Origin of the sequence: Pseudomonas sp. BN415 (assembly GCF_029871195.1) — a bacterium.
GTDB classification, from domain to species: domain Bacteria; phylum Pseudomonadota; class Gammaproteobacteria; order Pseudomonadales; family Pseudomonadaceae; genus Metapseudomonas; species Metapseudomonas resinovorans.
Genome location: NZ_SSOK01000025.1, coordinates 15,750 through 42,447 on the forward strand (window position 1 = coordinate 15,750; position 26,698 = coordinate 42,447).

13 protein-coding genes are annotated in these 26,698 nt (G+C 65.5%); 4 read left to right on the forward strand and 9 right to left on the reverse strand.

What is annotated here, in order from left to right:
* The first annotated feature begins 132 nt into the window (after window positions 1-132).
* A complete protein-coding gene (locus E8F20_RS06685; protein ID WP_280283055.1) occupies window positions 133-1,662 on the forward strand; it encodes an NAD(P)/FAD-dependent oxidoreductase in 1,530 nt (509 codons plus the stop codon).
* Window positions 1,663-1,681: 19 nt separating this feature from the next.
* Here the strand turns inward: E8F20_RS06685 and E8F20_RS06690 are convergent, their stop codons facing one another.
* Window positions 1,682-2,584 carry a LysR family transcriptional regulator gene (locus E8F20_RS06690; protein WP_280283056.1) on the reverse strand — a complete coding sequence of 301 codons (903 nt, stop codon included), beginning with the start codon at window positions 2,582-2,584 and terminating at the stop codon, window positions 1,682-1,684.
* A gap of 95 nt (window positions 2,585-2,679) precedes the next feature.
* On the opposite strand from E8F20_RS06690, the gene E8F20_RS06695 reads away from it, so the two are divergent.
* Both E8F20_RS06695 and E8F20_RS06700 read left to right on the forward strand, forming a co-directional pair.
* Window positions 2,680-3,459 carry an SDR family NAD(P)-dependent oxidoreductase gene (locus E8F20_RS06695; protein WP_280283057.1) on the forward strand — a complete coding sequence of 260 codons (780 nt, stop codon included), beginning with the start codon at window positions 2,680-2,682 and terminating at the stop codon, window positions 3,457-3,459.
* A 17-nt stretch (window positions 3,460-3,476) separates the two neighbouring features.
* Entirely contained in the window at window positions 3,477-4,235 is a 759-nt protein-coding gene (locus tag E8F20_RS06700; protein ID WP_280283058.1) for an SDR family oxidoreductase, read from the forward strand.
* A gap of 34 nt (window positions 4,236-4,269) precedes the next feature.
* On the opposite strand, the gene E8F20_RS06705 is transcribed toward E8F20_RS06700, so the two are convergent.
* The 3 genes from E8F20_RS06705 to E8F20_RS06715 form a co-directional block, all read right to left on the reverse strand.
* Entirely contained in the window at window positions 4,270-5,448 is a 1,179-nt protein-coding gene (locus tag E8F20_RS06705; RefSeq protein ID WP_280283059.1) for an acetyl-CoA C-acetyltransferase, read from the reverse strand.
* An 86-nt stretch (window positions 5,449-5,534) separates the two neighbouring features.
* Window positions 5,535-7,307 (reverse strand): acyl-CoA dehydrogenase C-terminal domain-containing protein, encoded by a 1,773-nt coding sequence (locus tag E8F20_RS06710; protein WP_280283060.1) that lies wholly within the window; start codon window positions 7,305-7,307, stop codon window positions 5,535-5,537.
* Window positions 7,279-7,968 (reverse strand): TetR/AcrR family transcriptional regulator, encoded by a 690-nt coding sequence (locus E8F20_RS06715; protein ID WP_280283061.1) that lies wholly within the window; start codon window positions 7,966-7,968, stop codon window positions 7,279-7,281. Before E8F20_RS06715 ends, E8F20_RS06710 begins: the two co-directional genes overlap by 29 nt.
* A gap of 198 nt (window positions 7,969-8,166) precedes the next feature.
* Here E8F20_RS06715 and E8F20_RS06720 point away from each other — a divergent pair, with 198 nt between their 5' ends.
* Window positions 8,167-9,186, forward strand: coding sequence for an AraC family transcriptional regulator (locus tag E8F20_RS06720; protein ID WP_280283062.1), 1,020 nt, complete (start codon window positions 8,167-8,169; stop codon window positions 9,184-9,186).
* 1 nt (window position 9,187) lies between these two features.
* On the opposite strand, the gene E8F20_RS06725 is transcribed toward E8F20_RS06720, so the two are convergent.
* From E8F20_RS06725 to E8F20_RS06745, 5 genes are read right to left on the reverse strand one after another with little or no spacing between them, the layout of a single operon-like run.
* Window positions 9,188-11,284: an HlyD family efflux transporter periplasmic adaptor subunit gene (locus E8F20_RS06725; protein ID WP_280283063.1), complete on the reverse strand. Its 2,097-nt coding sequence runs from the start codon at window positions 11,282-11,284 to the stop codon at window positions 9,188-9,190.
* Entirely contained in the window at window positions 11,284-12,624 is a 1,341-nt protein-coding gene (locus E8F20_RS06730; protein WP_280283064.1) for an HlyD family secretion protein, read from the reverse strand. Before E8F20_RS06730 ends, E8F20_RS06725 begins: the two co-directional genes overlap by 1 nt.
* Entirely contained in the window at window positions 12,617-13,384 is a 768-nt protein-coding gene (locus E8F20_RS06735; protein ID WP_280283065.1) for an efflux RND transporter periplasmic adaptor subunit, read from the reverse strand. Before E8F20_RS06735 ends, E8F20_RS06730 begins: the two co-directional genes overlap by 8 nt.
* Entirely contained in the window at window positions 13,368-14,900 is a 1,533-nt protein-coding gene (locus E8F20_RS06740) for a TolC family protein (RefSeq protein ID WP_280283066.1), read from the reverse strand. The genes E8F20_RS06735 and E8F20_RS06740 overlap by 17 nt, the downstream gene beginning before the upstream one ends.
* A 20-nt stretch (window positions 14,901-14,920) precedes the next feature.
* Window positions 14,921-26,383 carry a VCBS domain-containing protein gene (locus tag E8F20_RS06745; RefSeq protein WP_280283067.1) on the reverse strand — a complete coding sequence of 3,821 codons (11,463 nt, stop codon included), beginning with the start codon at window positions 26,381-26,383 and terminating at the stop codon, window positions 14,921-14,923.
* Window positions 26,384-26,698: the final 315 nt, after the last annotated feature.

Genomic DNA, 26,698 nt, shown 5'->3' on the forward strand with positions numbered 1-26,698 from the left:
GGAGGGCGACCATCACCGCGATTCCATGCTTTTGGATAGTGCGAAGTGGAGCTTGTTGGAACCATAGTCCAGCTCTAGCCTCTAGTATGGCTTTGCCACGCAGGGTCCTGACAACAAGCACAAGGAATCGCCGTGACCGCGCAATCGACCCCCTCGCAGGACATCCTCGACGTGTTGATCGTCGGTGCCGGTCTGTCCGGCATCGGCGCAGCCTGTTACTTGAAACGGGACCAGCCGTCCAAGCGCTTCCAGGTGCTCGAGGCCCGCAATGAGCTGGGTGGCACCTGGGACCTGTTCCGCTACCCGGGCATCCGCTCCGACTCCGACCTCTACACCTTCGGCTTCGAGTTCAAGCCCTGGAAGGACGAGAAGGCGATAGCCGACGCCAGCGCGATCATGAGTTACTTGCGCGAAACCGTGGCCGAGCACCAGATCGACCGGCATATCCGTTACGGCCAGCGCGTGATTGCGGCGAACTGGCGCAGCGAACACGGATGGTGGGAAGCCCAGGTGGAAGATGCCGCCACCGGTCAGCGCAGCATCCAGCGCTGCCGCTGGCTGTTCTCGGCAGGCGGCTATTACCGTTATGACCAGGGGTTCTCCCCGGCCTTCGACGGTATCGAGCGCTTCCAGGGGCAGGTGATCCATCCGCAGCAGTGGCCGGAAAACCTCGACTACTCGGGCAAGCGGGTGCTGGTGATCGGCAGTGGCGCCACAGCCGTGACCCTGGTACCGGCCATGGCCGACAAGGCCGCCCACGTGACCATGCTGCAACGCACGCCGAGCTATGTGATCCCGCTGCCGGCTAAGGACCCGATTGCGCTGCTGCTGCGCAAGCTCCTGCCGGAGCAGACCGCCTATTCCATCGTGCGCTACAAGAACGCCAGGGTCGCGCTGGCCTTGTGGCGCTTCTGCCAGCGATTTCCCAACGCTGCACGGCGCATCATTCGCTTCGTAAACACGCGCGCGCTGCCCAAGGACTATCCGGTGGACGTGCATTTCAACCCACCCTACAACCCTTGGGACCAGCGCCTGTGCGTGGTACCCGACAGCGACCTGTTCCGGGCGCTGGGCAGTGGCAAGGCGTCGATCATCACCGATCACATCGACACCTTTATCGAGCAGGGTGTGCGCCTTAAGTCCGGTAACGTACTGGAGGCGGACATCGTCATCACTGCGACGGGCCTCAACGTGCAGGTATTCGGCGGCGTGCAGCTCTCCCGCGATGGCCGGCCAATTGCCTGGAACGAGACGGTGGCCTACAAGGGCATGATGCTGTCCGGCATCCCCAATTTCGCTTTCGCGGTGGGCTACACCAACGCCTCCTGGACGCTCAAGGTGAGCCTCCTCTGCGAGCACTTCTGCCGCCTGCTGGGCTACATGGATGACCACGGCCACGCCGTGTGCGAACCCCAGGCGCCAGCCGGCATGCCCACCCGCCCGCTACTGGATTTCGGCGCCGGCTATGTGCAGCGTGTGCTGGCCAACCTGCCACGGCAGGGGCCGGGCATGCCCTGGGTGATGTCCATGGACTACTTCAAGGACGTGAAGCTGCTGCGCAAGGGGCCGGTGGCCGATGCCTGCCTGAAGTTCTCCGTCGCGCCGGCCGAGCAGGCCGTTACCGGGGGCACGCCGAGCGGTGAAAGCGCGGCCACGAAATAGAAAGGTGCTAGCAGCGTCGCTAGGCCCTTCCGGGCTCGCGCTTGAGTTGCTCGCGCATCAGTTCCAGGTAGCGCGTGGCGCCTAGGCCCAGGGGGCGGTTCTTGATCCAGACGATGTCGACCCACAGGCGCATCTGGCTGGCCATGTTGTCGAAGCGGACTTCGGCCAGTGCACCGGAGGCAACCAGCGGCTGGATCAGCGGCTGCGGCAGGTAGGCCCAGCCCAGGCCAGCCTGCACCAGGTCGAGGGTGGCCAGGTAACTGTCGGTGAGCCAGATTCGGTGCGACAGCACGATCTGCGGGTCGGAGGCCGTGGGTTCGCCAGAGGCGACGATGATCTGGCGGATAGTGGCCATCTCCGCTTCGCCCAGTGGCACGTCCCCAGCGGCGGTTGGATATCCGGGAGCGGCAACTGCGACCAGCAATTGGCTGCCGGCTTCGATAAACGCCTCGCGCTCGTCGATCCCCGGACGCTCGAAGACCAGCGCCAGTTGCACGCTGCCCTCATGCAGCATGCGCACGGCCTCGGATTGCGAGGCGGAGCGCACCTCGATCTGCAGCGCCGGAAATTCGCGGGACAGGGCTGTCAGGGGACGGCTCCAGGCCCCGGTTTGCAGCTCCGGCGCCATGGCCACTACCAGGCGGGTTTCCAGACCTTGATGCAGTTGCAGGGCATGGGCATCCAGCAGGTTCAACTGGCCGGCGACCTGCCGGGCCTGCGGCTCGAGCGCGCGAGCGGCTGCTGTGGGAAGGGCCTTGCGGGTCGAACGGTCGAACAGTTCCAGATCCAGTTCGGCCTCCAGTTGGGATACCGCCATGCTGACGGCGGAGGGCACGCGGCCAAGCTTGCGGGCTGCAGCGGAGAAAGAGCCTGCTTCGAGGACGGCGAGGAATACTTTGAGCGATTCGCTGGTGAAAGCCATGGTGGTTGTCAGTTTTCCTGATAACAGTTGTCTTTTTCTATCAGGCCTTAGCACCTAATTTCTACTCCATCGACATCAACGGTCAGGAGCGTGAAATGAACAACACAGGTTGGCAGGGACAGGTGGCGCTGGTCAGCGGCGCGGGCAGCGAACTGGGCATCGGCATGGCGATAGCACGCCGGCTCGGGGCCGCCGGGGCGAAATTGATCGTCACCGCGAGCAGCGCCCGAATCGCCCAGCGGGTGGCGGAACTTCGCGCAGAGGGCTTCGAGGCCGAGGGGCGGGCGGCCGACCTGACCGACGAACAGCAGGTGCGCGACCTCGCGACCTGGGCCGAGTCCCGCTGGGGGCGCGTCGACATCCTGGTGAACAACGCCGGCATGGCCATGCAGGGCAGCCCTGAGCCTTTCGCCGAAGTCGCCAGCATGGACCTCGACACCTGGAACCTCTCCATCACCCGAAACCTGACCACGGCGTTCCTGCTGACCCGCGCTGTGCTACCCGGCATGCAGGCGCGGGGTTACGGACGCATCGTGAACATCAGTTCGACCACCGGCACCCGTGGCAGCAATCCCGGCGAAGCCGCCTACAGCGCGGCCAAGGCCGGCATGGTGGGCCTGAACATGGGGCTGGCGCTGGAAGTGGCCCGGCAGGGGATCACGGTCAACAGCGTGGCGCCGGGCTGGATCGCTACCGGCTCGAGTACGGAAGAAGAAGCGCACGCCGCGCGCTATGTGCCCATCGGCAGAGCGGGGCGCCCGGATGAAGTGGCGGCGGCGGTGGCCTTTCTCGCGTCACCGGAAGCCAGCTACATCACCGGTGAACTGCTGGTGGTGGATGGTGGCAACTGCCTGATCGAAAACAAGGCGCCGTGAGCGGGAGGAAAACCAGCATGAGCACTCAAGTCGTACTGATCACGGGCGCCGCCGGCGGAGTCGGCCGCGCACTGGTGCAGCGATTCACCGAAGGCGGTTGGCAGGTTTTCGCCACCGACCTGGATGCCCAGGGCCTCGGCCGATTGCAGGCGGAGTTCCCTGCCTGCGGCACCTTCGTCGGAGACATCCGTCGGCCGTCGACCTGCGAGGAAGCCGTTGCCGCAACGCTGTCGGCTTTCGGTCGGCTGGATGCCCTGGTCAACGCGGCCGGTGTCTGGCGCGAAGGGCCAGTGGAGAGTTTCAGCGAGGAGGACTTCGATCTGGTCCTCGACGTGAACCTCAAGGCCTCCTTCTTCATGTGCGCGGCGGCCATTGCGCCCCTTAAGGAAAGCCAAGGCGCCATCGTCAACATCTCCAGCGACGCCGGCCGCCAGGGCAACCGCAACGCGGCGGCCTACTGCGCCAGCAAAGGCGGGGTGACCTTGCTGACCAAGACCCTGGCACTGGACCTGGCGCCATTTGGCGTGCGCTGCAATGCGGTGTCACCGGGCGATATCGAAACGCCGATGCTGAAGTTCCAGGCCGAGCAGTACGGCCAGGGCGATCCCGAGGGCTACTACCGCGAGTTGCTGGCGAAGTATCCGCAGGGCGATCGAGCCTGTTTCATCCAGCCCCAGGAGGTCGCTGAGCTGACGTATTTCCTCTGCCAGCCCGCGGCCCGCTCGATCACCGGAGCGGATATGGCCATCGACCGAGGCGTATCAGCGGGTAATTGAGGGGGCAGCAAAGCGCTGCCCCTTACCGGGTGCCTTAGCGCTCGACAGCCAGCGCCACACCCATGCCGCCGCCGATGCACAGGGTCGCCAGGCCCTTCTTCGCATCGCGCTTGATCATTTCGTGCAGCAGGCTCACCAGCACGCGGCAGCCGGAGGCGCCGATGGGGTGGCCCAAGGCAATGGCGCCGCCGTTGACGTTGACCTTGGCCATGTCCCAGCCCAGTTCCTGGCTGACCGACAGCGCCTGTGCGGCGAAGGCTTCGTTGGCTTCTATCAGGTCAAGGTCAGCGAGGTTCCAGCCGGCCTTTTCCAGGCAGCGCCGGGTCGCAGAGACCGGGCCGATGCCCATGATCGCCGGGTCGACGCCGGCATTGGCGTAGCCCGCGATGCGTGCCAGCACCGGCAGGCCCAGGGCTTCGGCCTTGGCTGCGCTCATCAGGACCACGGCGGCAGCGCCGTCGTTGATGGTAGAGGCATTGCCGGCGGTGACGCTGCCGTCTTTCTTGAAGGCAGGCTTGAGCTTGGCGAGGCTTTCTGCGGTGGTACCGGCGCGCGGACCTTCATCGGTGGCGAAGGCGATGGGGTCGCCCTTGCGCTGCGGGATCAGGATCGGGGTGATCTCGTCGGTGAAGCGGCCGGCTTCGATGGCGGCGACGGCCTTTTGCTGGGAAGCGGCGGCGAAGGCGTCCTGCTGCTCGCGGGTCAGGCCGTATTTTTCCACCAGGTTCTCGGCGGTCACGCCCATGTGATAGCCGTTGAAGGCGTCGGTCAGGCCGTCGTGGATCATGGTATCCAGCGCCTTGGCATGGCCCATGCGCATGCCGGTGCGGGCTGCCGGGAGGATGTAGGGCGCCAGGCTCATGTTCTCCTGGCCGCCGGCGATGATCACCTCGGCGTCGCCACAGCGGATGGCCTGCACACCCAGGTGCAGGGCCTTGAGGCCGGAGCCGCAGAGCTTGTTCAGGGTCATGGCCGGCACTTCATGGGGCAGGCCAGCGAGGATGGCGGCCTGGCGCGCCGGGTTCTGGCCGCTGCCTGCGGTGAGGACCTGGCCGAGGATCACTTCATCCACCTGGTCGCCCTTGAGGCCCGTTTGCGCCAGCAACTGGCGGATCACGGCGGCACCCAGTTCATGGGCCGGAATGTTCGCCAGGGCACCTTGGAAGCTGCCGATGGCGGTGCGGGTAGCGGCGACGATAACGACGTCTTGCATGCTTGAATCTCCTGAGAAAGGCGCCGGAACGACGAAATAAAAAGGCGCGGCCCGAGTACGGCTGGGCCGCGCGACACGCTAAAGGGTCAGAACTGCTCGGCGGTGAGGCCGAAGAGTGGCTCGCTGCCGCCGCGAATGCTGGCTTCCAGGCCGAGGGTGCGTGGCAGCAGGCGACGGAAGTAGAACTCGGCGGTCGCCAGTTTGGCGGCGTAGAAGCCTTCGTCTTCCTCGCGGCGCGCCTGGGCCACCTGGGCCATGCGCGCCCAGAGCCAGGCGTAGGCCACGTGGCCGAAGAGCTGCAGGTATTCGACCGAGGCAGCGCCGACTTCATTGGGGTTGCGGGCGGCCTGGTCGAGCAGCCACTCACTGGTGCCCTCCAGACGCTGCAGGGCTTCCAGCAGTTCGCCGGAATAGGGCGCGCCGGGCTGGCCGGCAAAGCTGCGCACCTCGGCACAGAACAGGCGCACCGCGGCACCACCATTGGCGACGACCTTGCGGCCCAGCAGGTCCAGGGCCTGGATGCCGTTGGTGCCTTCGTAGATCTGCGCGATGCGCACGTCGCGCACCAGTTGCTCCTGGCCCCATTCGCGGATGTAGCCATGGCCACCGAAGACCTGCTGGCCGAGCACGCAGCTGTCCAGTCCGGTGTCGGTGAAGAAGGCCTTGGCGACTGGCGTGAGCAATGCCACCAGGGCTTCGGCGCGCTGGCGTTCGTCAGCGTCGTCGGCGTACTTGGCGAGGTCCAACTGCTGGCCGACGTAGCAGGCGAAGGCGCGGCCACCCTCGGTCATGGCTTTCATGGACAGCAGCATGCGGCGCACATCGGGGTGCACGATGATCGGGTCGGCCACCTTGTCCTTGGCCACTGCACCGGTGGGGGCGCGGCTCTGGATACGCTCGCGGGCGTAGGCCACGGCGTTCTGGTAGGAGGCGTCGGCGCAACCGATGCCCTGGATACCGATGGACAGGCGCTCGTAGTTCATCATGGTGAACATGGCTGCCAGACCTTTATTGGCCTCGCCAATCAGGTAACCGGTGGCGCCGTCGAAGTTCATCACGCAGGTGGCCGATGCCTTGATGCCCATCTTGTGTTCGATGGAACCGCAGGAAACCGCGTTTTGCGCGCCAAGGGAACCGTCAGCATTGACCATGACCTTGGGCACCAGGAACAGGGAGATGCCCTTGGGCCCGGCCGGGGCGTCCGGCAGTTTCGCCAGCACCAGGTGGATGATGTTCTCGGTCAGGTCCTGCTCGCCACCGGTGATGAAAATCTTGGTGCCGGAAATGTGGTAGCTGCCATCGGCCTGGGGTTCGGCCTTGGTACGGATGATCCCCAGGTCGGTGCCGGCGTGTGGCTCGGTCAGGCACATGGAACCGGCCCAGCGGCCTTCGTACAGGGGCGGCAGGTAGGTGGATTTCAGCGCCTCGCTGGCGTGGGCATCGATGGCCAGGCAGGCACCGGAGGAGAGGGCGGAGTACAGGGCGAAGCTGGCATTGGCGGCGTAAAGCATCTCTTCGAACTGCACGGCGAGCATCTTGGGCATGCCCATGCCGGCATAGTCCGGGTTGCCGGAGAGGCCGACCCAACCGCCTTCGATGTAGGTGGCGTAGGCCTGTTTGAAGCCGGCCGGGGTGGTGACCACGCCGTTCTGCCATTGCGCGCCTTCCTCGTCGCCGCTGCGGTTTAGCGGGGCGATGAGCTGCCCGGTGACCTTGGCGGCTTCTTCCAGGATGGCGTCGGCGGTATCGGCGTCGACGCGCTCGGCCAGGGCGGGCAGGCGAGCCCAGATGGACGGGGCATCGAACACTTCGTGCAGGACGAAGCGCAGATCACGAAGCGGAGCGCAATACTGGGGCATGGGGGTTACCTTGCTTTGGCACGGGTGAAGAGGTTTTGAGGAAATTGATCAGCTGCGACACGGCGCCGAGGATCAGGCTTTCCAGGAATGCTGAGCGTTCGGCATCGGGAAGCCCGGAGTGCTCCAGCCAGTTGGGTATTTGCTGGAAGATGCCCGAGAGCGCATCGCCGGCCGCCTTGCGCCGGGCCGAGGACGGCTCGGCGGCTAGCCCGACGTCGCGCAGCCAGTATTCCTGGCAGCGCAGCTCCAGCTCGTCGATGCGCAGCTGGTGGGCAGGCGTCAGGCAATGACGCTCCTGCATGGCGAGGCGAAAGTGCAGGGGGCGAGCCCTGTGCAGCTCGATCAGTGCGGTGACCAATTCATGCAGCCGCTCGATGCAGGGCTTGCGTGGGTTCGACCGGGACGAAACCGCGAGCAGCCCTTCGTAGTACTCCTCGATGAACTCGAACAGGAGGTCTTCCTTGCTGCTGCAGTGGTGATACAGGGAGCCGGCGGCGAGCCCGAGGTGGGTTGCCAGCTCACGCAGGCTGACCTGGCCAAAACCCTTGCAGGCGAAAAGCTCCAGGGCTTTTTCACGATTGCGCTCGAAACGCGACGCTGACGAGTTGTCGCGACGGACCCCCGGCATGGCATCGTGACTCGCAGACTGTGTGAAACCCACCTTACCTCCTGCATGGGCGCTGATGCCCACCTTCCAATCAGGGTTTCGAGTCTAGGCGCGGGGAGGGCGCTGGCCTATGCCCAAACTGCGCAGGCCGGCGTGGTAGTTTTTGCCACAGGCGCGCTGTCTGGCGGACGTCAGGCTCAACTATCATGGGCGGACTTTCCGCCGGAACGATGCGGAGCATTGAGAGGCAGCATGCGGGAACAGGATTCGGTGGCGGCGTATCTCGTCCAGGCGGCATTGCACAAGCTGGAGGACGCGCCTGAGCGCAAGCGGGCGATACTCGAAGAGGCCGGTATCGACGCCCACTCGCTGGAACGGCCGGACGCCCGCCTACCGGCCACGGCCGTCCACAGTTTCTGGCTGGCCATGGTCCGGGAGTTGAACGACGAGTTCTTCGGGTTCGACTCCCACGGCTTGCCGCGCGGCAGCTTCGCCCTGATCTGTCGGGGCCTCATCCAGGAACCGACCCTGGGCAAGGCGCTGTCGCAATACCTGAGGTACCTCGGGCTGTTCATCCATGACATCCGCGCGAGCCTTGAGGTGCGCAACGGCCAGGCCGTGATCGGCCTGCAGACATCGATGGCCAATCAGGCCATCAGGGGCAGCGCGGAAGAGATCTTCCTCAATATCGTTCTGGGGGTGCTTTGCTGGCTCGTTGGGCGGCGCATTCCCCTGGACCGGACCCGCTTCGGCCATCCGCGTCCTTCTCATGGTTCCGATCCGCTGCTGTGGGGGCCGTTGCTGGAGTTCGACGCTGACCGCACCGAAGTAGTGTTCGACGCTGGCTACCTGGCGCTTCCCGTGGTGCAGGACCTGCCCGCGCTGAAGCACTTCCTGCGGACCTCGCCGCAATGGCTGGTGGTGCGCATACGCAATGACGAGAGCCTGGCTGCACGGGTGTTCCGGCGCCTGCGGCAGCAGGAGGATTTCATCCCACCAACCCTGGTCGCCCTGGCCGAGGAACTGGGAATGAATGCCACCAGCTTCCGCCGCCAACTGGAGCGTGAGGGGTTCAGCTATCAGGAGATCAAGCACGAGGTACGCCGCTCGGTGGCCTTCGAGTTGCTCAAGGGCGACCGCTTCAGCATCAGCGAAATCGCCATCATGAGCGGGTTCCAGGAGCCCAGTGCATTTCATCGGGCCTTTCGTAGCTGGACCGGCGAGAGCCCGGGGCAGTTCAGGAAGCGTGCCCGACAGAAAGTCGAGCCCTGATTCAAAAACCACTCTCTCTGAGGGCCACCGCGGCCACATGGGTCAGCCCCTCGACCAGCAGGCTGCGGCGGCCGCCTTCGATCTGCAGGTGGCCACGGGTTTCGCGCAGGGTCGGCGGGGCGCTGGCCAGTTGCACCAATACGTGGAACAGCGGTGGGTTCGGCACCAGCTCCTGCCCCTGGCTGGCTACCGTAAGCGGGCCGCCGAAGCGGGAGGCGAGCATGGGGTGTTCGAGCTGGCTGACGCGAGTTCTGCCGATGGCCACCACCTTGCCAGCGATGGGCGCCGCGCGGCCTTCGGGGTAGAAGCGCACCGCGCCGCCCTGCATCAACCGTTGCACGTCGTCCTGGTCGACGTAGGCGTCCACCTGCCAGCTCCGTGGGTCCACCAGCATGCCAATGGCTTCGCGGCTATGCACCCACTGCCCCGGCTGCCAGTGGGGGTCGAGGTCCAGCCAGCGGCCGGCGAAGGGGGCCTGGAGCTGCAGCCGGGCGATTTCCGAACGAGCGGCACGAGCTTCCTCGAACTGCACACTCAGGCGCTGGCGCGTGGCCAGGGCCTGGTCGGCACCGCTGGGGTCTGCGATCAGGCCGCCAAGCCGTGCCTCGTAGCTCTTCACGCTGGCCTCGCTGCTGGACACCCGCGAGGCGATATTGGGTTCGTCGAGCGCCACCAGGGTGGCACCGGCCTGCACGTCGCCAGCCGGGTGGATCGTTTGCAAACGAGCCGGGTAGGGCGCGAAGACGCGCAACTGGTGCTCGGCACGCGCCACGCCAACGGCGTGGATCTGGCTGCGCCAGGGTACCGCGAGCAGGAGCAGGAGCAGCGCCATCAGACCCCACCAGAAGCGTCGGCGGCTGGCAGGGATGCCCGCGCGATGGGCCCACCAGTGCTTCAGTTCGCGAAAGACCGGCATGAGGATGAACCAGCAGATTTCCACCACGAACAGCACGATCCCGAGCAGTTTGAAAAAGAGTAGGTAGACCGCCACCGCGATGCCGAGGAACAGCACCAGGCGGTAGACCCAGGTGATCATGGCGAAGGCGACCAGCGCGCGGCGTTTGCCGGGGCTGAAGGCTTCCGGCCATTCCTCGTCCAGGCCCAGCAGCACCCGTCGCAGCGTCACCCGCGCCAGGGCCGAGGAACGTTCGTGGAGGTTCGGGAAGTCCAGCAGGTCCGACAGGATGAAATAGCCGTCGAAACGCATGAACGGGCTGGCGTTAAGGGCCAGGGACAGTACCCAACTGGTGGTCGCCAGATAGAGCAGGCCGTTGCGCAGCGGGCCGGGGTCGCACAGGGCCCAACCGAGGGTGGCCAGGCCCGCCAGGGCCAGTTCGGTGAGGATGCCGGCGGAAGCGATCGCCAGGCGCTGCTTCGAGCTGCGCAGTTTCCAGCTCTCGCCGGTGTCGGTGTAGAGCATCGGCCAGAGCACCACGAAGGCTATCCCCATGTGCCCCACCCGCAGCCCCAGACGCGTCGCCACCAGAGCGTGACCCAGCTCGTGGAGCGTCTTGGCCAGGATCAGCGCGAGGGCGAAGCTCACCAACCCGGACGCGGAGAAGGATTCCACCACTGCGGCGGTGAAGCTGTCCCACTGCTGCAGCACCAGCAACACGCCGAGTATGCCGAGCACCACTACTACCGTGCCGGTCAGTGGCTGGAAGAGCCAGTCCAGGTGCCGGGCCAGGCGTTGCAAAGCGTTCTGCGGGCGCAGCAGCGGTACGCGGAAGAACAGGTAATGGTGCAGCCACCAGCGCCAGTCCAGCCAGGCATTGCCTTCGCTGCGCCGGGCCATGCGTGCGGCGGCGTCGGGCGTCGGGCGCAGCAACTGGTGCTGTTCGAGGAACTGGCGGAACTCCAGCACCTGCTCCACGTCCGGGCGCAGCGGTGTGTGCGCCTCGATGTCCTGGCAGATCCGCGCTGGCGTGCGTTCCCAGCGCAGCAGGCATTCGAACTCAAGCCAGCCGATTCGGTAGAAGCGGTTGACCACCGTGTCCTGGATCACCCAGGCCGGTTCGCCGTCAATGCCCGGCGCGGTTTCCAGCAGGCGCAGGTCTTCGCGCAGCGGTGGCAGCGGCAGCTCGGCCGCGTCCGCCATCACAACCCGCTCCAGGCGCGCAGTGCGGCAAAGGGCCGGCGCAGCAGGTAGTAACCCAGTACCACTCGCTCGCCATAGAGCTTGGCGGTGCCGTGCAGGCCAAGGCGGGCGTGTTCAGGCTGGCCCTCGACACTGGCCAGCAGCCGGTAGGCCACTACGCCCTCTTCATTGGCGCGGGCCTGGTAGCTGGTTTCCAGCACCTGTCCCTTGAGCGGGGAGAGGGGGTAGGCAGTGAGGAATAGCGTGACTTCGGCGCCGGGCTCCAGGGCGATGGCGTCGGCCACCGGCAATTGGATCAGCATCGCCGGATGCGCCGGATCGGCTACCTGGAGAATGCGTTCACCGGTCACCACCGGTTTGCCCAGCCAGTCATTGGGGTCGCTGAACACCGCCACGCCGGCGCGTGGCGCACGCACCCGGGTGCGCTGCAACTGTGCCTGTACCGCTGCCAGCTCGGCGCGTCTTTGCTGCGCGCGCCCATTGAGCAGGGTCAGCTCGCCCTTGCTCTGCGGATTGTCGAAAGCGCGCTGGCTCGCGGCCATCAGCTCGGCATCGGCCACTGCGACTTCCTTGCCGAGTACCTCGGCGCGGCTTCGCAAGGTGGTTTCGTCGAGGGAGAAGAGCAGCGTGCCTTCCTCCACCGGCTGGTTCGGCCGCACCTGCATGCGCTCGATCACGCCATCGATAGGCGAACTGACGATCTGCGCCTGGCGCGAGACGATTTCCGCCGGCGCCAGCGCGGTCTGTCGTACCGGCACCAGCAACAGCAGTGCCGCGACCGCCATCGCCACTAATGCCTGGCGCTTGCTGGGCCGCCAGCCGAGCAGGCGACGCCGGCGGCCGAAGGAGGCCCAGCAGTGGGCCCAGGTCTGCCAGACGCCTTCCATCAAGGGCACCAGGTTTTCCGCCGGTGGTGCTTCGAGCAGAAACAGCGCCAGCCCGAGACGCTGACCATCGCGATCATGCAGGGGAATGCACCAGATTCCGCTCGGCCACCATTCCGCCCACCCTTCGGCAATGTCGTCCGGTGGTGCAAGGCTGTCGCGGCCTAGCCAGCGTGGCTGGGCGTCGGGCAACTGGCTGGCGAGCCAGCGGCTGGCCCGGCGCAGCCAGACCAGGTAAGGCGAATCCTCGCTGGGCCTGGCCAGCCCCGACACACAGAGCAGCTCGAGGTCGTCGCCGCGCTGGGCCAGCACCAGGGCCTGGTGGTAGTGCAGCAGGGCATACGCATCGTTGGCGATGGAGAAGGCCAGTGCGTTGAGCGAGTCGGCGGCAAGGGCACGGTCGCGCAGGGCGGCCAACCCCAGTAGCAATTGCGGATGGGGCAGGCGATCAGTCATGGGCTTGCGGGAATCGTGCGGTGCCGCTCATGCCGGCGATCAGTTCCGGGTGCTCGGCGTCTAGCCGCGCTTCCAGTTCCACGGTCTGGGCCACGGCATCGACCCGCGAGTTGATGGCGCTGATATGGGCGGCGTACGCCTTGCCGGTTTCCAGGATGCTGACCTCCAGCGGCTGACCGGGCTTGAGCCGCGGCAGCAGGGTGGAGGGCACGTTGAGGCGCACCTTCAGGGCACCGTCGCTGACCAGGTCGAACAGCGGGGTGCCCGCGGCTACCGTCTGGTAGGGCTTCACATGGACCTTGGCCACCCGCCCGGAAAAGGGTGCCTGCACCTGGCAGTAGCCGCTCTGGGCCTGGGCCAGGGATCGGGCGCCTTCAGCCTTCTGCACCTCGGTGTTGGCCATGGCCACTTCCAGGTCGCCGACCGCGTCCAGTTTGCGCAGGTTACGCTTGGCGTCGAGGTTCTGCCGGGCCATGGTCAGCTCGGCGACAGCCACTTTGGCGCGGGCCTGGGCTTCTTCGCAGTTGAGCTGGGCCAGCAGGGCGTTCTTCGCCACTTGCTGGCCGAGGGACGCCTTGAGCTCGCCAAGGGTGCCGTTCATCTGGCTGGAAAGGGTGGTTTCCAGGTCGGCGGCGAGCAGCACACGAATCGCGCCAGGGTCCTCCAGGGGACCGGCTGGCGCGGTGTCTTCAGCAAGGGCAGGGGTGAGTACGAGGGACAGCAACAGGGCGAGCAGACTGCGCTCAGCGTTGTACGACATTCGGTGTTCCTTGTTGGCGGACGAGGAGGTTGGTGCGTTCCTGATCGCCCATCGTGCGCTGGATCTCACGGGCCAGGGTCTGGATGTCGTGCTTCTCGATCTGCTCGGGAAGGATGTCCAGTCCGACTGAGTTGTACAGGCGACCCCAGGCGGCCTGGGCGCTGGAGTAGGCCGCTTCGCGCTGGTAGCGCGAAAGCAGGTAGCGGCCCTCGGCGCGAATAAGCTCCAGTTCCGAGCCGTAAGAAGTCGTTCGCGCGGCCTGGGCGTAATCCAGCAGGCTCTTGTCCACACGCAGGCTCTGGTCGGCGAATTCCACTTCCTGGCGCGCCAACTGATAGCGCAGGGTACCCACCCGGACCTGAGTGAGGATGGCCATTGACAGCGCCACCCGGCGCATGTCGTCGGTCTTCTCCTGGGACTCGGCGGCGCGGTTGAGCGAGGGGAGTTGCAGCAGGCGGAGCAGGTTCAGCGACACTTGCAGCCCGGTCTCGGTCCAGTGGCTGTTGTAGAGGAACTTGTTGGAGTCGTACTTGTAGCCGAAGTCCAGGCTGACATTGGGCCAGAGTTGAGCTTTGGCGATCTTCAGGTCATTCTCGTTGACCCGTTTCCGGTACCACTCCTCCATGATCTCCGGACGGTTCTCCAGGGACAGTTGCTCCAGCCTGGCGATGTCCTCGGAGACTGCCGGCAGCGGCTGTTCGGCCTGGTCGGCGAGGATCAGTTTCGAACCCGGTGGCAGGGACATCAACGCAGACAGCTCCGCCTGGGCGAACTCCAGATCCTGGCGGCGCACGGTGAGCAGGTAGATGGAGTCGAGCAGGGCGCGTTGGTAAGCCAGCACTTCCTGGCGCGGCAGCAAGCCCTTGCTCTCGGCCTCACGGGCAGAAAGCAGCGCCTGGTGGGTGCGTACCAGCAGGCGGTCGACCTGGGGCATCAGGCGCTGGGCGCCGACTGCGCGCCAGTAAGCGTTGCGCACGTCCTGCAGGACGTTCTGCGCCACTTTGCGGCGGCGCTCCTCGGCCATATGGATCTGGTCACTCTTCTGCTGGGTGCGGTAGTAGGCCACGCCGAAGTCCAGCAGGCTCCAGGAGAGCCCCAGGCCATAGAGCTCGCGGTAGCGTTCCTCGGACGTGGATGCCCGCAGGCTTTCCTCGCGGTCCTCGATGCCAATGGAGGTACCACCGGAGTCGTTGTTGCGCCCGGCGTAGCCGGCCGAGGCCACCAGGCGCGGCAGCATCTCGTGGCTGGAAACGTCGCGCAGGTCGGAGGCCAGGGCGTTCTCCATCAACTTCAGGCGGTAATCCAGGTTGTACTTCAGGGCCCGCGCGGCGGCCTCGTAAAAGGTGATGGGGGCGGTCACCGGTTCCTGATCGGCGTACATCTGCGCCTGGTCGCGGACGATGCGCTGGCGGTTTTCGTCTTCTGTGAACTCCTGGGTCTTCATTGCCGAACAGGCGCTGAGCAGCAGGACGGAGGCGATGGCGGCGCTCAGAAGTTTCAGGGGGTGTCTTGGCATGGTCTGTCCTTGGTCCTTGCTTATTCGGTCGTACCGTTGCCGAGGGCGCGCAAGCGCTCTGCGGCCTCGCGCAGCTGGGCGCGGAAGCCCGGGGCTGTGCGGGTATCGGAGGGAGGCGGAAGCTGGGCGTCGCCCTGGGTGAGGTTATCCGGGGTGACAGCAAACACGGACGGGTCTGGCAGCAGCCCGTCGGCACTGAGCCCGATGCGTCCATGGCGGCCGAGGACCCAGGCCAGGTCCAGGTTGCTGTCACGGCGGCTTTCACCGACGGCGCGGGCAACGAACTGGCCGGGGATCAGGCCGAGTCGGCTCTCCAACGTGTCGCTCTGGATCTCCGGTACCCGTCCGAGGCTGAGGTCGCTACCGTCGGCTTGCCAACTGGAGAGTTCGAGGTCGCGGTCCTCCGCCTCGACGACGGGGCCGACGAACACCACCGGATCGACACCCGGCAGTGGGAGCCGGCCGAAGGGATCGCGGTCGCCACGGTCGAAGTGCGGATCGATCAGGCCACTATCGGGGGCGGGGATGAAGGGGGCTGCGATATCCAGGTCAATCACCAACTGGGCCAGATCCACCGCACCGGCCCGGTCGCCCACCGTGTAGGTGAAGACGTCCTGCAGGACGCGGCCAAGGCCGGCCGCCCGCAGCACGTCGGGGTTGGTCAGGTCGATGCTGTAGGTGTAGCTGCCATCGGCGTTGATCACCAGGGTGCCGTAGCGGCCGGCCAGGGGTTGGCCGATCGCGCCGGCCGTGCCGCTGCCGTTCTCCGCGCCCGTGCGGATGCCGACCACCTGCAGGAGGTCGCCGCCATCGATGTCCGAGTCGTTCGGCAGCACGTTGCCGGTGGCCTGGGGCGCCGGGGTCTGGTCGCTGGCCAGATTGCCGTCGTCCTGGGCGACCGGGTTGTCGTTGGCGCCCTGGACCAGGATGTTCAGGCGCGCCTCCGACTCGGCTCCGGCGGTGTCGCGCATGCGGTAGGTGAAGACTTCCCGCAGGGTTTCGCCGGCGGTGCGCAAGGCCTGCACCGCGGGGTTCGCGTCATCCAACACATAGACGTAGCTGCCGTCGGCGTTGAGCGTCAGGGTGCCATAGAGCCCCTGCAAGGCCTGACCGACGCTGGCGGACTGGCCGCTGCCATTGCGCACGTCCAGCACCTGCCGGGTTTCCCCATTGCTCACCGCATCCACGTCGACGTCGTTGCCCAGCACATTGCCGGTGGCGGGCTGGCCAGGGGTGGCGTTGTTCACCCCGCCGGCCTCGATGGCAATGCTGTCATCGTCCTGCGCGATCGGTGTGTCGTTGCGGCCGTCGATGGTGATGCGCAGTTCGGCGGTGTCATCCGCCAGGTGTGGGTCGGCCAGGGTGTAGGTAAAGGTATCCACCAGCGTCTGGCCGCTGATGCGCAGGGCCTGGACTTCCGGCAGGCTGTTGTCGACCACGTAGGTCCAGCTGCCGTCGGCGTTCATCGTCAGGTCGCCATAGAGCCCGCGCAGGACCGTGCCTACGGTTCCGCTGGTGCCGCTGCCGGCTTCACTGCCGGTGCGGATGGCCGATACCGACAGCGGTCCGCCTTCGAGGTCGGTGTCGTTGTTCAGCACGTTGCCGCTGGGGTTCAGGCCGGGAACGTCGTTGTTCAGGCCGCCGGCTTCGATGGCCGAGGCTTCGTCATCGAAACCATCGGGCGCATCGTTGCGGCCGATCACTACGATCGACAGCTGTGCGAGGTCGGTCAGCCCGCCAAGGTCGGTGATCTCGTAGGTAAAACGGTCTATCAGGGTGCCGAGCAGGTCCAGGGCCAGTACGTCCGGGTTGCTGGAATCGACCGTGTAGGTGTAACTGCCATCGCTGTGGATCACCAGGGTGCCGTACTGGCCCAGCAGTACGCTGCCGACCGAGCCGGCGACACCGTTGCCGTTCTCCGCGCCGGTACGGATGCCGGTGACGCTGATCTGGTCGCCCTGATCGATGTCGCTGTCGTTGGGCAGCACATTGCCGCTGGGGTTGAGCACCAGGCCGTCGCCATTGTCGGCGACCGCGATGTTGAAGTTGTCGCGGGCGACGGGGGCGTCCCAGGCGCCCTCGATGGTGATGCTGAACTGGGCGATGTCTTCGGCCCCGGCGGTGTCGCGCATCCGGTAGGAGAATACTTCCTGCAGCGTGTCGCCCGGCTTCAGTGCCTGCACGGCGGCCAGGCTGTTGTTCACCACGTAGCTGTAGGTGCCGTTGGCCGAAACCGTGAGGGTGCCGTAGAGGCCGCTAATGACCTGGCTGGCGGTCACCGCGGTGAAGGTTCCGCCGGCGACCTCGCTACCCGTTCGAATGCCGTTGACGGTCTTGGTATCACCGGCGTCGACATCGCGGTCGTTGTCCAGAAGGTTTCCACTTGGGTTCACTCCCGGCGTGGCGTTGTCGGTGCCACCGGCTTCCACGGCAATGGCTCCATCGTTGACGGACAGTGGGTTATCGTTGACGCCACGGATGGTGATTGTCAGGTCCGCGATGCTGTTTGAGCCCGCATCGTCGCGTGTGGCGTAAGTGAAGATTTCGACGAGGGTGTCGCCGTTGACTCGCAGGGCCTGGACCTGCGGATCGTTGTTATCGACCACGTAGGTGTAGCTGCCGTCGTCATTGAGCGTCAGGGTGCCGTAGCGACCTGCGAATGGGACACCGACCGTACCCAGGGTGCCTCCCTGGCGGATACCGATGACGGTGACGGTCTCGCCGTACTGATCCACATCAATATCGTTGTCCAGCACATTGCCGCTGGGGTCGAAACCGGAGGTCCCATTGTTCAGCCCTCCGGCTTCGATCGCTGTCGCGAAGTCGTTATTGTTCTCGCGAGCGTCATTGGCGCCCTGGATGGTGATGCTCAGCCACGCGATGTCGGTGGCGCCAGAGGCATCAATCAGGGTGTAGTTGAATCCGTCTAACAGGGTGTCCGCTGCAGTGCGAAGTGCTTCGACTTCCGGCATGTCATTGTCCAGGCGATAGCTATAGCTGCCGTCGGCGTTCAGGGTCAGCCATCCATAGGCTCCGCGCAATTCGGTACCGAGGATGCCAGTCGTGCCTGCTCCTTCGACAACACCAGTGCGCACCGACGCCACCGCCCGGGTCTCGCCATAGTCGATGGGGTCGAGGGCGCTGCCGTCGACGTCCGTATCGTTGTCCAGGACATTGCCGCTCGGGTCAACGCCGGGAATCTGGTTGTTACGACCACCGGCTTCCACTGCCGTAGCGGTGTCGTTGGTCGCCAACGGGTTGTCGTTGCGGCCAAGGATGAGGATCACCAGTTGCGCTGATTCAGGCGCTTCCAGGCCATCGGAAATGGCGTAGGTGAAGCGCTCGATGAGGAAATCCGAGAGCAGGCGCAGGGCCTCCACTTCGGGGTTGCTGTTGTCCAGCAGGTAGCTGTAGGTACCGTCGGCATTCAGCGTCAGGGTGCCGTACTGGCCAGCGAAGGCCTGGCCGATCACGCCGTTGGTCCCGAGCTCGTCATTGCTCACGGACACAACGGTAAGCGGGTCGCCGTCCGGGTCGACATCGAACAGCAGGGCATCGCCCGTGGGGTCGATGCCCGCCTGGCCGTTGGCTACGCCGCCGCGTTCGACGGCCAGGTTGAAGTGATCCTGGGCAATGGGCGGGTCATTGACCCCGCGGACGGTGATCACCAGTTGCGCCTGGTCGGTCAGGCCGTTGGTGTCGACGATCTGGTAGGTAAAGGTCTCGGTCAGGGTCTGGCCGGCCAGCAGGGCCTGCACCGTGGGGTTGCTGCTGTCCACGTCATAGGTGAAAGAACCGTCGGCGCCGATGCGCAGCACGCCGAAGTTGCCCGCCAGCAGGGTGGCGTTGGCGGTGCTGGTGGAACCGGCGGCTACGCCGATCAGCGCGCCACCGGCGGTTTCCAGGCCGACGCGCACGCCGTTGACGTTGAGCAGGGTGTTGGGCCTATCGGCGGCGTCGACGTCGTTGTCCACGCCATTGCCGCCGGGCTGGGTGACGGTGCCGGGACGGCTCGGGAAGCGGATGACGTTGCCGCTGGGGTTGCTCTCGCCCACGGCGTTGGGGCCTGCCCCGGCCTGGGCGGCGGCCTGGTCATCGCTGGCCACCGGGTTGTCGTAATTGCCGCGTAGGGTGATGCGCAGCTCGGCCAGGTCGCTCAGCCCGAGTGCATCGGTGACCTGGTAGCTGAAGAAGTCGGTCAGCGTGTCATTGGGGCCGAGGCGCTGCACGGCCGTGGCGTTCTCGTTGATGACATAGCTGTAGCTGCCATCGGAGGCGATGGTCAGTGTGCCGTACGTTCCGGCGATGCTCACGCTGCCACCTCCGGGAACGATGGTCAGCAGGCCGGGCACGATCTCCCGCAGCGGACGCACACCGGTGACTGTCTTGGTTTCGCCATAATCGATCGGGTCTACCGGATTCTCGCCGCCGTCAACGTCGATATCGTTGTCCAGCACATTGCCCACGGCGTCGGCACCGGGCACCGGGAAGCCCGGAGGCGGGGTGTCGTTGGGGTTGCCGACGTCGGTGTTGTTGACGCCACCTTGCTCGATGGCGGTGCCCTCGTCGTTGACGCCCTGCGGCGTGTCGTTGGCGCCCTGGATGACCACCGAGAGGGTGGCCGAGGATTGCTGCGGCGGTCCGCCCAGACCGATGTCCGAGATCACGTAGGTGAAGCTCTCGTTCAATTGGTCGCCGGCCTGGCGCAGCGCTTGCACCTCGGGATTGGCGTTGTCGACGATGTACTGGTAGGCGCCGTTGGACTGGACCACCAGTTTGCCGTAGCGCCCGAACACTTCAACCGAGCCAAGCAGCGGAACCGAGACCAGTGCGCCGAGCGGCGAGGTGACCGAAACGACGAAGATCTGATCGCCATTGGTGGCGATATCGACGTCGGTGTCGTTCTCCAGCAGGTTGTCGCGTGGGTCGATGCCCGGCAGACGGTTGAAGGTACCGCCGGCTTCCACCGCCGTGGCGTTGTCATTCACCGCAACAGGCGCATCGTTCACCGGGTCGAGGCGGATCACCAGGAAGTCGCTGTCGGTGCGTGCATCCGCAGGCTCGCCTGGAATGCCGTTGCCGTTGAAGTCGCCGTAGTTGCCCAGGTCGTTGGTCACCACCTGAAGGAAATCGACGCCATTGAAGTTGAGGTTGCCCAGGTAGCTGACGCCCGCCAGGGCCGCATTGATGTCAGCAATCCGGCCCACCAGGACCAGGTTCGTGGTACCGGCGCCGGTGACGGTCACACCCGTGGTCGGACCGGTGAGCGTCAGGGTACCGCGCAGCACTTCGAGGCTGACCTGGATGGCCCGACCATTGACGTTGGGGTCACGCTCGGCATCGATGTCGCTGACGCGGATGCCGCCGATGGCCAGCGGCGTGTCTTCCTGGCCTTGCTGGAAGCCGGGCAGGCTGTTGACCGGTGCATCGTTGAGTTCGACGTAACCGGAGTTGGCCTGCTGGGTGGCGCCTTCGCCGAGGGTCACCCGGACCTGGCCGAGGGTGCCGCCGTCGGTGTCGATGCGAATGCGCAGTTCGCCGAACTGGGCAATGCTGTTCACCGTGGTCGGCGCGTCGATGCGAAACAGGCCGGACGGCAATACGCCAAAGCTGAAGCGGCCGTTGGCGTTGGTGGTGGTGGTGAAGGTCTTGTCGTCGCCATTGCCGAGCACGCCGTCGTTGCCGGCCCAGATCAGGTTGATGGTCTGGTTGGCGATGGCCAGCTCGTAGGCCGGTGTGCCGGGAACCGGGTCGGCGTCCGGGGTGGCGTCGTTGGGCGCCGTGGCGGCCGTGCCGGTATCGTTCCAGAGTGTGCCGCTGATGATCCCCAGGCCGGCACCTTCCCGAAGCACGTAATTGTTCAGGGTGGTGCTATCCGGACCGGGGCCGTTGGAACCGTTGCGCTCACCGGTAGCGGTGCCATCGGGGCCGACCGAAGTGCCACCCCAGCTGGTGAAGGTTTCCGGCAGGCTGCTCCAGGTCAGGTTGGCGTCGGTACTGGCGATGCTTGCGTTGTTGGGAACCTGGACGCTGTAGACCACGCTGACGCTGGTGCCGGGGTCGATTCGGGCAATGTCGACGGTCAGCCCGCCCGTGGTGCTGAAGCTCACGCCGGTGGGCAGGTTGCCCGGGCCATAGGTGGTGCCGCCAATGGTGAGACTGAGCAGGCTGTAGTTGCTGCCGGTGGGGAAGCCGTCCGTCAGTCGGACATCGTAGGCCGGCAAGCTGCCGTTGGCGGTGAAGTCGACGGTGACGGTGGCGGTGCCCAGGCTGCCGCCCGGGTTCGCGTTGAAGTCGGTGACGGTCTTTTCGAGGTTGGCGAAACCGGGCTCGACGATGCGCTCGAACAGGGTATCGCTGGTGGTACGGATGATGCCGTTGACGCGATCATGCACCGTGACGCCGAGCTGGACGGCGGACTGGTTGCCCAGGCTGTTATCCACGCGGGCATTGAACTCGAACACAATCCCTTCCAGGTCGTCATCGTTACCATCGTTGCCCCCGGCGAATCCCTCGTTGGTGATGTTGCCCAGGTTGAGGGTCACCACCTGGTTGCCATTGCCGTCGGTGCCGAGCGAGACGTAGATGGGATTCAGCACCCCGGTTGGGGCCGGTCCGGACAGATTCGGGGTGATGAGTTGGGCTTGCGGGCTGTCTTCGTTGCCGATGATCTGAAGGGTGCCGCTGGTGATCAGGTCGCCGAGGCTGGTGACCAGCCCGCCGTCGGAAATGAACCCAATACGCATGGTGCTGAGGTCATCCACCGTCAGCCCGTCGTCGAGGGTGACAACCAGCTGGTAATTGGGGTTGATGCCCTCGGGAATCAGGACGGCGGTGCGGTAGCGGATGATCTCACCAACGGCCACGACCTCGATCGGTGCATTGGTGGGGTTGGGGGCGGCCGTATCGTTCAACCCCCCCACGCGGGAGAGGCGTATGCCCTGGGCGATGGGAAAAATAAGGATACTGTCGCGCTGGTAGTCGTTGAGCACGCCGGTGTTGAGCAGGCCGTCCTGGCCGGTGCGTTCGCCGGCCGGATCAGCGGCACCGTTGGTGTTGTTGCCGTTGAGGCTGGTCCAGCGCACATCGGCGAGGTTGTCGAAGCGGGCCACCGAGGCACCGGTGGCGTTCACCACGCCACTGATGCGGATGGAGATAGTGCCCCCTTTGGCGATATCGACATTGCCGGTGTTCACCAGCGTGCGGCCCGTCGGATCCAGGCGGAAACTGGCGCTGATATCGGTGCTCACGCCGCCGACAGTGTAGGTCACGCTGACCAGGGTCAACTGATCCAGCTCGGTGGGCAGCTGGCTGGAGAAAGCGATATCGAAGGCGTCGAAGTCGTTTCCACCGTTGCCATTGGCGATGGTGATGCTGAAGTCGACCGGGTCGCCTTCGTCGAAGCCCAGGCCCGGGTTGGTGATCAATTGCTGGCTGAGCTGCAGGGTGGGTTCCTGAATGGTGATCGCGGGCTTGGTGCCAGTCAGGTTCACATCGCGATTCAGCGGCGCGCTGCCGTTCGGGGTGTTGCCATCGGGGTCGCTGTAGCTCAGCCGGGCGTCGTTCTGGCGCACGCCACCGGCCTGGTTGCTAATCACGTTGCTGGCTACCAGGCGCACGCGAATCACGAAGCTGTTGTTACCGGTGTTGTTGTCGCCAGTGGCGCTGGCGACGGTAAAGGTGAAACGTGAGTCGACGCCGTCGGCGCCCAGGGTGCCGCTGGGCGCGGTCATGCTGGCGATGTTGACGGCACCGGCGAAGTTCGCTGTCAGCGCACCGCCAGCGGTGGTGATCAACTGATAGCCCAGGTTGCCGTTGAAGCTGGTGTCCAGGCGCAGGCCGGGAGGAATCAGGTCGTCGATGCGCAGGTTCTGGGTGGTGCCTTCGGGCAGGGTGACGATGATGTCGTAGAGCATGCTCTCGCCGACCACCAGGTTCGCGCCGGTGGTGTGGGCGGCGCTGGAGTCGCCATTGTCCAGGCTGCCGCCAGCGAAGCTCTTGCGGATTTCCGGCGCGCTGACCTGCTGGCTGGCGATATCCGAAAGCGGCACCGGCACGAAATTCTGTCCGCCTTCTGCGCTGGCGTAGTGGGTCAGCTCGGCCGTGCTTTGCCGCGTGGCGCTGGCCCCGATGGCCGCAGCCACCTGCACGTCATAGGTTATGACCACGACGTTGGCGCCGCTGTTATCCGCCGCGGTCCCGGGGCGGCCGGCCAGCAGGGCACCGACGCCGGGTGAATCGATGAAGGTGATGGTGTTGGTGGCGTTGTTCACGGTGAAGTGGGTGCCGGCGACCAGCCGGGTGCCATCGCCGCGATAGATCAGCAGGTTGGCGGCGGACAGGTTGCCACCGACGAAGGACATTCCCGGCGGTAGGGTGATGCGGGTGCTGACGTCGTAGGCGGTGCCGCCACCGTGGTTCTCGATGGCGGTAGCCAGGCGCAGGCGGTCGTTGGCATCGATTCCGGTGACATTGCCGTTGACCGCAAGGATATCGGTGATGCTGCCGCTGAACGGAACGCCCGTGGTACCCGGTGCGTTCCAGGTGCCGGTGGTGCCGGTGACCGTGCCATGGCTGGTGGATACCACGCCGTGGCCAATGGTCAGCACCGGCTCGGCGACCGAAGCGATCAGGGTGACGTCATCGGTGGTGATCAGGACGCTCCTGTCCAGGGTTCGGGTCTGGTTCGATTGGCCCAGCACGTTGAAGGCGCGCTGGTCGGCGAATGGCTGGTCGCTGACGGTCAGGGTGAAGTCAATGGCGATGCGGCTGCCGTTGATGCCGGAATTGACGTAGTCGGCAAAGGTGAAGACCAGTGAGTTGCCGGGGCCAAGGGTGACCGAAGCGGGGCTGTTGGGGTTGGTGTTGCCAGTGGCCAGGCGCCAGATTGCATTCGGATCGAGGCCCGTCAGGTCGAACAGGGGCAGCGGCAGGTAGGCGGTGAGCGTGAAGTTCTCGTAGTCGCCGGTTATCAGGTCGTAGCTGAGGCGGAAGGTGACGACGTCTCCCGGGCTAAGCTCGGTGCCCGGCGCCGGCGCGCCACCGCCGTTAAGGTCCGCGAGGTCGATCTGCACCTGGCTGGTAGGAATGGTGCTGGTGGTGCTGGAACCATCGCTTTCGTCGAAACCGCTCAGGTTGTTCACGTCCAGCAGCACGGTCGCGGTGACCGTCGCACTGTTGCCGATGGAGTCGCCTTCGTTGATCTCGCTGTGGGGCGCGCCTGCCGGCGGCGTATAACTCTGCCCGACACGTGCCTGGTAAGCGATCACGGCGAGGGTGGCGCCTTGCAGTAGATCATCGAACGCCAGGTCGCCATTGAGCCAGTTGCGGACGCCGAATGCATTGGCCAGCGACTGGGCGATGTCGAACACCATGGACGTTGTGCCATCGGCGTTGACCGCGCTGCTGGTGACCAGCGCGATGGTCTGGGTGACGCCGTTCTGGCTCAGCGTCAGCGTGGCGGTGCCGGCGACCAGGCTCTGCCCGTCACCCAATTGGTCGGAAACCAGGAAGTTGCCGTTGCCGAGGAAGGTCTTGCCGAAGGCGAAGTAGTCGGACAGCGCGATATTCAGGTTGTAGTTGAGCGTATCGCCCGGGCTCAGCCCGGTAGCACCGACATCGGTGCGCACGCTGACCTGCTTCTGCAGCGTGATGGACTTGGCGACGAAGCTGACATCGTCGCCCTGGCCATCGAAGCGGATCAGGCCATCGGTGGCGTCGCGCGGGTCAAGGGGTTGCCAGTTGCCTTCCACCGTCGGTGCGCCGAAGGTGATGGTGACGTCGTCGCCAGTGGCCGGGTTGAGGATCGGTGCACCCGTGGCATCGTCATCCGGTACGAAGAAATGCACGCTGGTGGTGGTGGCAGCGGTCAGCGTTGGGTAGCGGACGGTGAACTCGCGGATGTACAGGTCGTTGCTGAGGTCGCCGTCGCTGTTCTGCGCCAGGATCGCCTGGATCAGCGCCGGGTTGGTGACGGCGTTGCCATTGAACAGGGTGATCGAAGCAATGGTTCCGCCACCGCCGGGGCTGATGGCAGTGACGATGACGTTGCCCGGAACCGGCTGGATGAGCACCACATCGCTCAGGGTTTGCGAGTCGGCCGGGGTGATGATCACGTCCAGCTCGCGGCCGAAGTTCGGCCCGGTTGCGGTTTCCCCTTCGGGCGTTGTGATGACCTGGTCGAAGTTGATTACCGTCGGGTGCACCACGTAACTGTCGGCGTTGGCGCTCGGCTCCACGATGCTGGGGTCGGTCGCCGGGTTGTTCAGCGAGTCGTTGCCGTACTGGAAGCCACTGCGCGCGCGAATGGTCAGGTCAGGCGTCGGGCCCGAGAAGGAAAAATCGGTGTCGGCCAGATCGCTCAGCGAAGCCGTCACTTGCACCGTGATAGGTGGTTGGCCCTGACTGACACTGGCGAATGGCAGTTCCACCACCACCATCTGGTCGCCGGCGCGCATGCCGAAGTCGGCGGCGTTGATGACCAACGGCAGGCCGTTCGTCCCCACCGCCAGCGGGTGGCTGGCCTGGCCATTGGCATCGAAGGTCAGGACATGGGTGGTCAACGTCTGCCCCAGGTAAGTGGCGGAGACGAAGGTGATGCCGTCGTCGATCTCGGCACCCGCGCCATCCTTGCCTGTGGCCGGGAAGAACAGGTCGAGGAAGGGGGCGTAACCCGTGTCGGTGGTGATGTTGGTAAAGGTGACGTCGAAGGTGAAGGTATCGCCCAGCAGCACGTCGGCGCCACCGGTCAGGGTGGTGGTCGGGCCGGCGGCCAGCAGGCGGTCATAGGCTGCCGTGGCGGTGGCGGCCAGAGCGATGGGCTTGTCGATTTCACCGCTGGTGACTTCCAGTTCCCAGTCGCCGCCCACGCGGGTACTGCCAGTGTCGTCACTGGAGGCCGCAACATCCGCGCCGGTCCAGCGCGCCAGCTCGTTGACCAGGGTGCGTCCCGCGCTGCCTTCGCCCACCTTGCAGCCATAGAGCTGGATGTCGGCGCCTTCGCTGAGGGACTTGCTCCACTCGCTGAGAGGCTGGGCGAACTGGCCGATGTTGTCGGCAGTCAGGGTGGTGCTACCGAGGGTGAATTCGCCGGAGGCACCGTGGGAGAGGATCTGGATGGAGTCCACCTGGCCAAGCTGGGCGAGCGCGGCGGAAATCGCGGCCAGACCGTCCTGGCTACTGTCCACCACCAGTGCCTCGACGTTGGAGGGCAACTGGCCCACCAGCTTCTCGCGGTGCTCGATGCGGCTGTCCAGTACCAGCAGGTGGCGCGTTGCTGATTGCTGCTGGCCCGGCTCGCTGCGGGCATCGTCCGGGGTGGCGTGGGACTGGGCGGCGTCGGCGTTGTCGCCGTTGTCCTGATGCTGCTGGTCGACAGTCGCGGCCGCAGCGGCGCCGTCGAAGAGAATGCGCGGCTCCAATGCCATGGCGCGGCGTTGCGGTTTGAAAACGGGCGGCACGAGGGCACCCAGCTTGGTTTTCATATCCATATTTTCACCAAGAGTCGTGCCCGCGCAGGCAGGCGCAAAGAGCAAGGAGGAATCAGCCGAGAATCAACCTCGGCCCAAATCCGGGTAAATCGGATGCTGTGGTGGCATCCAGAATGCGTGTGCAAATCCGTGCACTTGACGGTCCCTTTAATACATCAACGCGATATTTGTAGGAAACATCTGTCAGAAAAAAAGTAGATAGCGGACACATGACTCGCCAGTCCGCCCATCGTTTATGTCGATTCCGACAACGAGGAGTGCCAGCAGTGGACGGCTGTGCGGGCACGCCAGTCTTTCGGTTCATTCTGG

What these genes read in the sequence shown, in the direction of transcription:
- E8F20_RS06730 (WP_280283064.1), bottom strand. Translation starts at nt 12,624, where the DNA reads ATGACTGATCGCCTGCCCCATCCGCAATTGCTACTGGGGTTGGCCGCC.
- E8F20_RS06700 (WP_280283058.1), top strand. Translation starts at nt 3,477, where the DNA reads ATGAGCACTCAAGTCGTACTGATCACGGGCGCCGCCGGCGGAGTCGGC.
- E8F20_RS06740 (WP_280283066.1), bottom strand. Translation starts at nt 14,900, where the DNA reads ATGCCAAGACACCCCCTGAAACTTCTGAGCGCCGCCATCGCCTCCGTC.
- E8F20_RS06690 (WP_280283056.1), bottom strand. Translation starts at nt 2,584, where the DNA reads ATGGCTTTCACCAGCGAATCGCTCAAAGTATTCCTCGCCGTCCTCGAA.
- E8F20_RS06725 (WP_280283063.1), bottom strand. Translation starts at nt 11,284, where the DNA reads ATGGCGGACGCGGCCGAGCTGCCGCTGCCACCGCTGCGCGAAGACCTG.
- E8F20_RS06745 (WP_280283067.1), bottom strand. Translation starts at nt 26,383, where the DNA reads ATGAAAACCAAGCTGGGTGCCCTCGTGCCGCCCGTTTTCAAACCGCAA.
- E8F20_RS06705 (WP_280283059.1), bottom strand. Translation starts at nt 5,448, where the DNA reads ATGCAAGACGTCGTTATCGTCGCCGCTACCCGCACCGCCATCGGCAGC.
- E8F20_RS06710 (WP_280283060.1), bottom strand. Translation starts at nt 7,307, where the DNA reads ATGCCCCAGTATTGCGCTCCGCTTCGTGATCTGCGCTTCGTCCTGCAC.
- E8F20_RS06735 (WP_280283065.1), bottom strand. Translation starts at nt 13,384, where the DNA reads ATGTCGTACAACGCTGAGCGCAGTCTGCTCGCCCTGTTGCTGTCCCTC.
- E8F20_RS06695 (WP_280283057.1), top strand. Translation starts at nt 2,680, where the DNA reads ATGAACAACACAGGTTGGCAGGGACAGGTGGCGCTGGTCAGCGGCGCG.
- E8F20_RS06720 (WP_280283062.1), top strand. Translation starts at nt 8,167, where the DNA reads ATGCGGGAACAGGATTCGGTGGCGGCGTATCTCGTCCAGGCGGCATTG.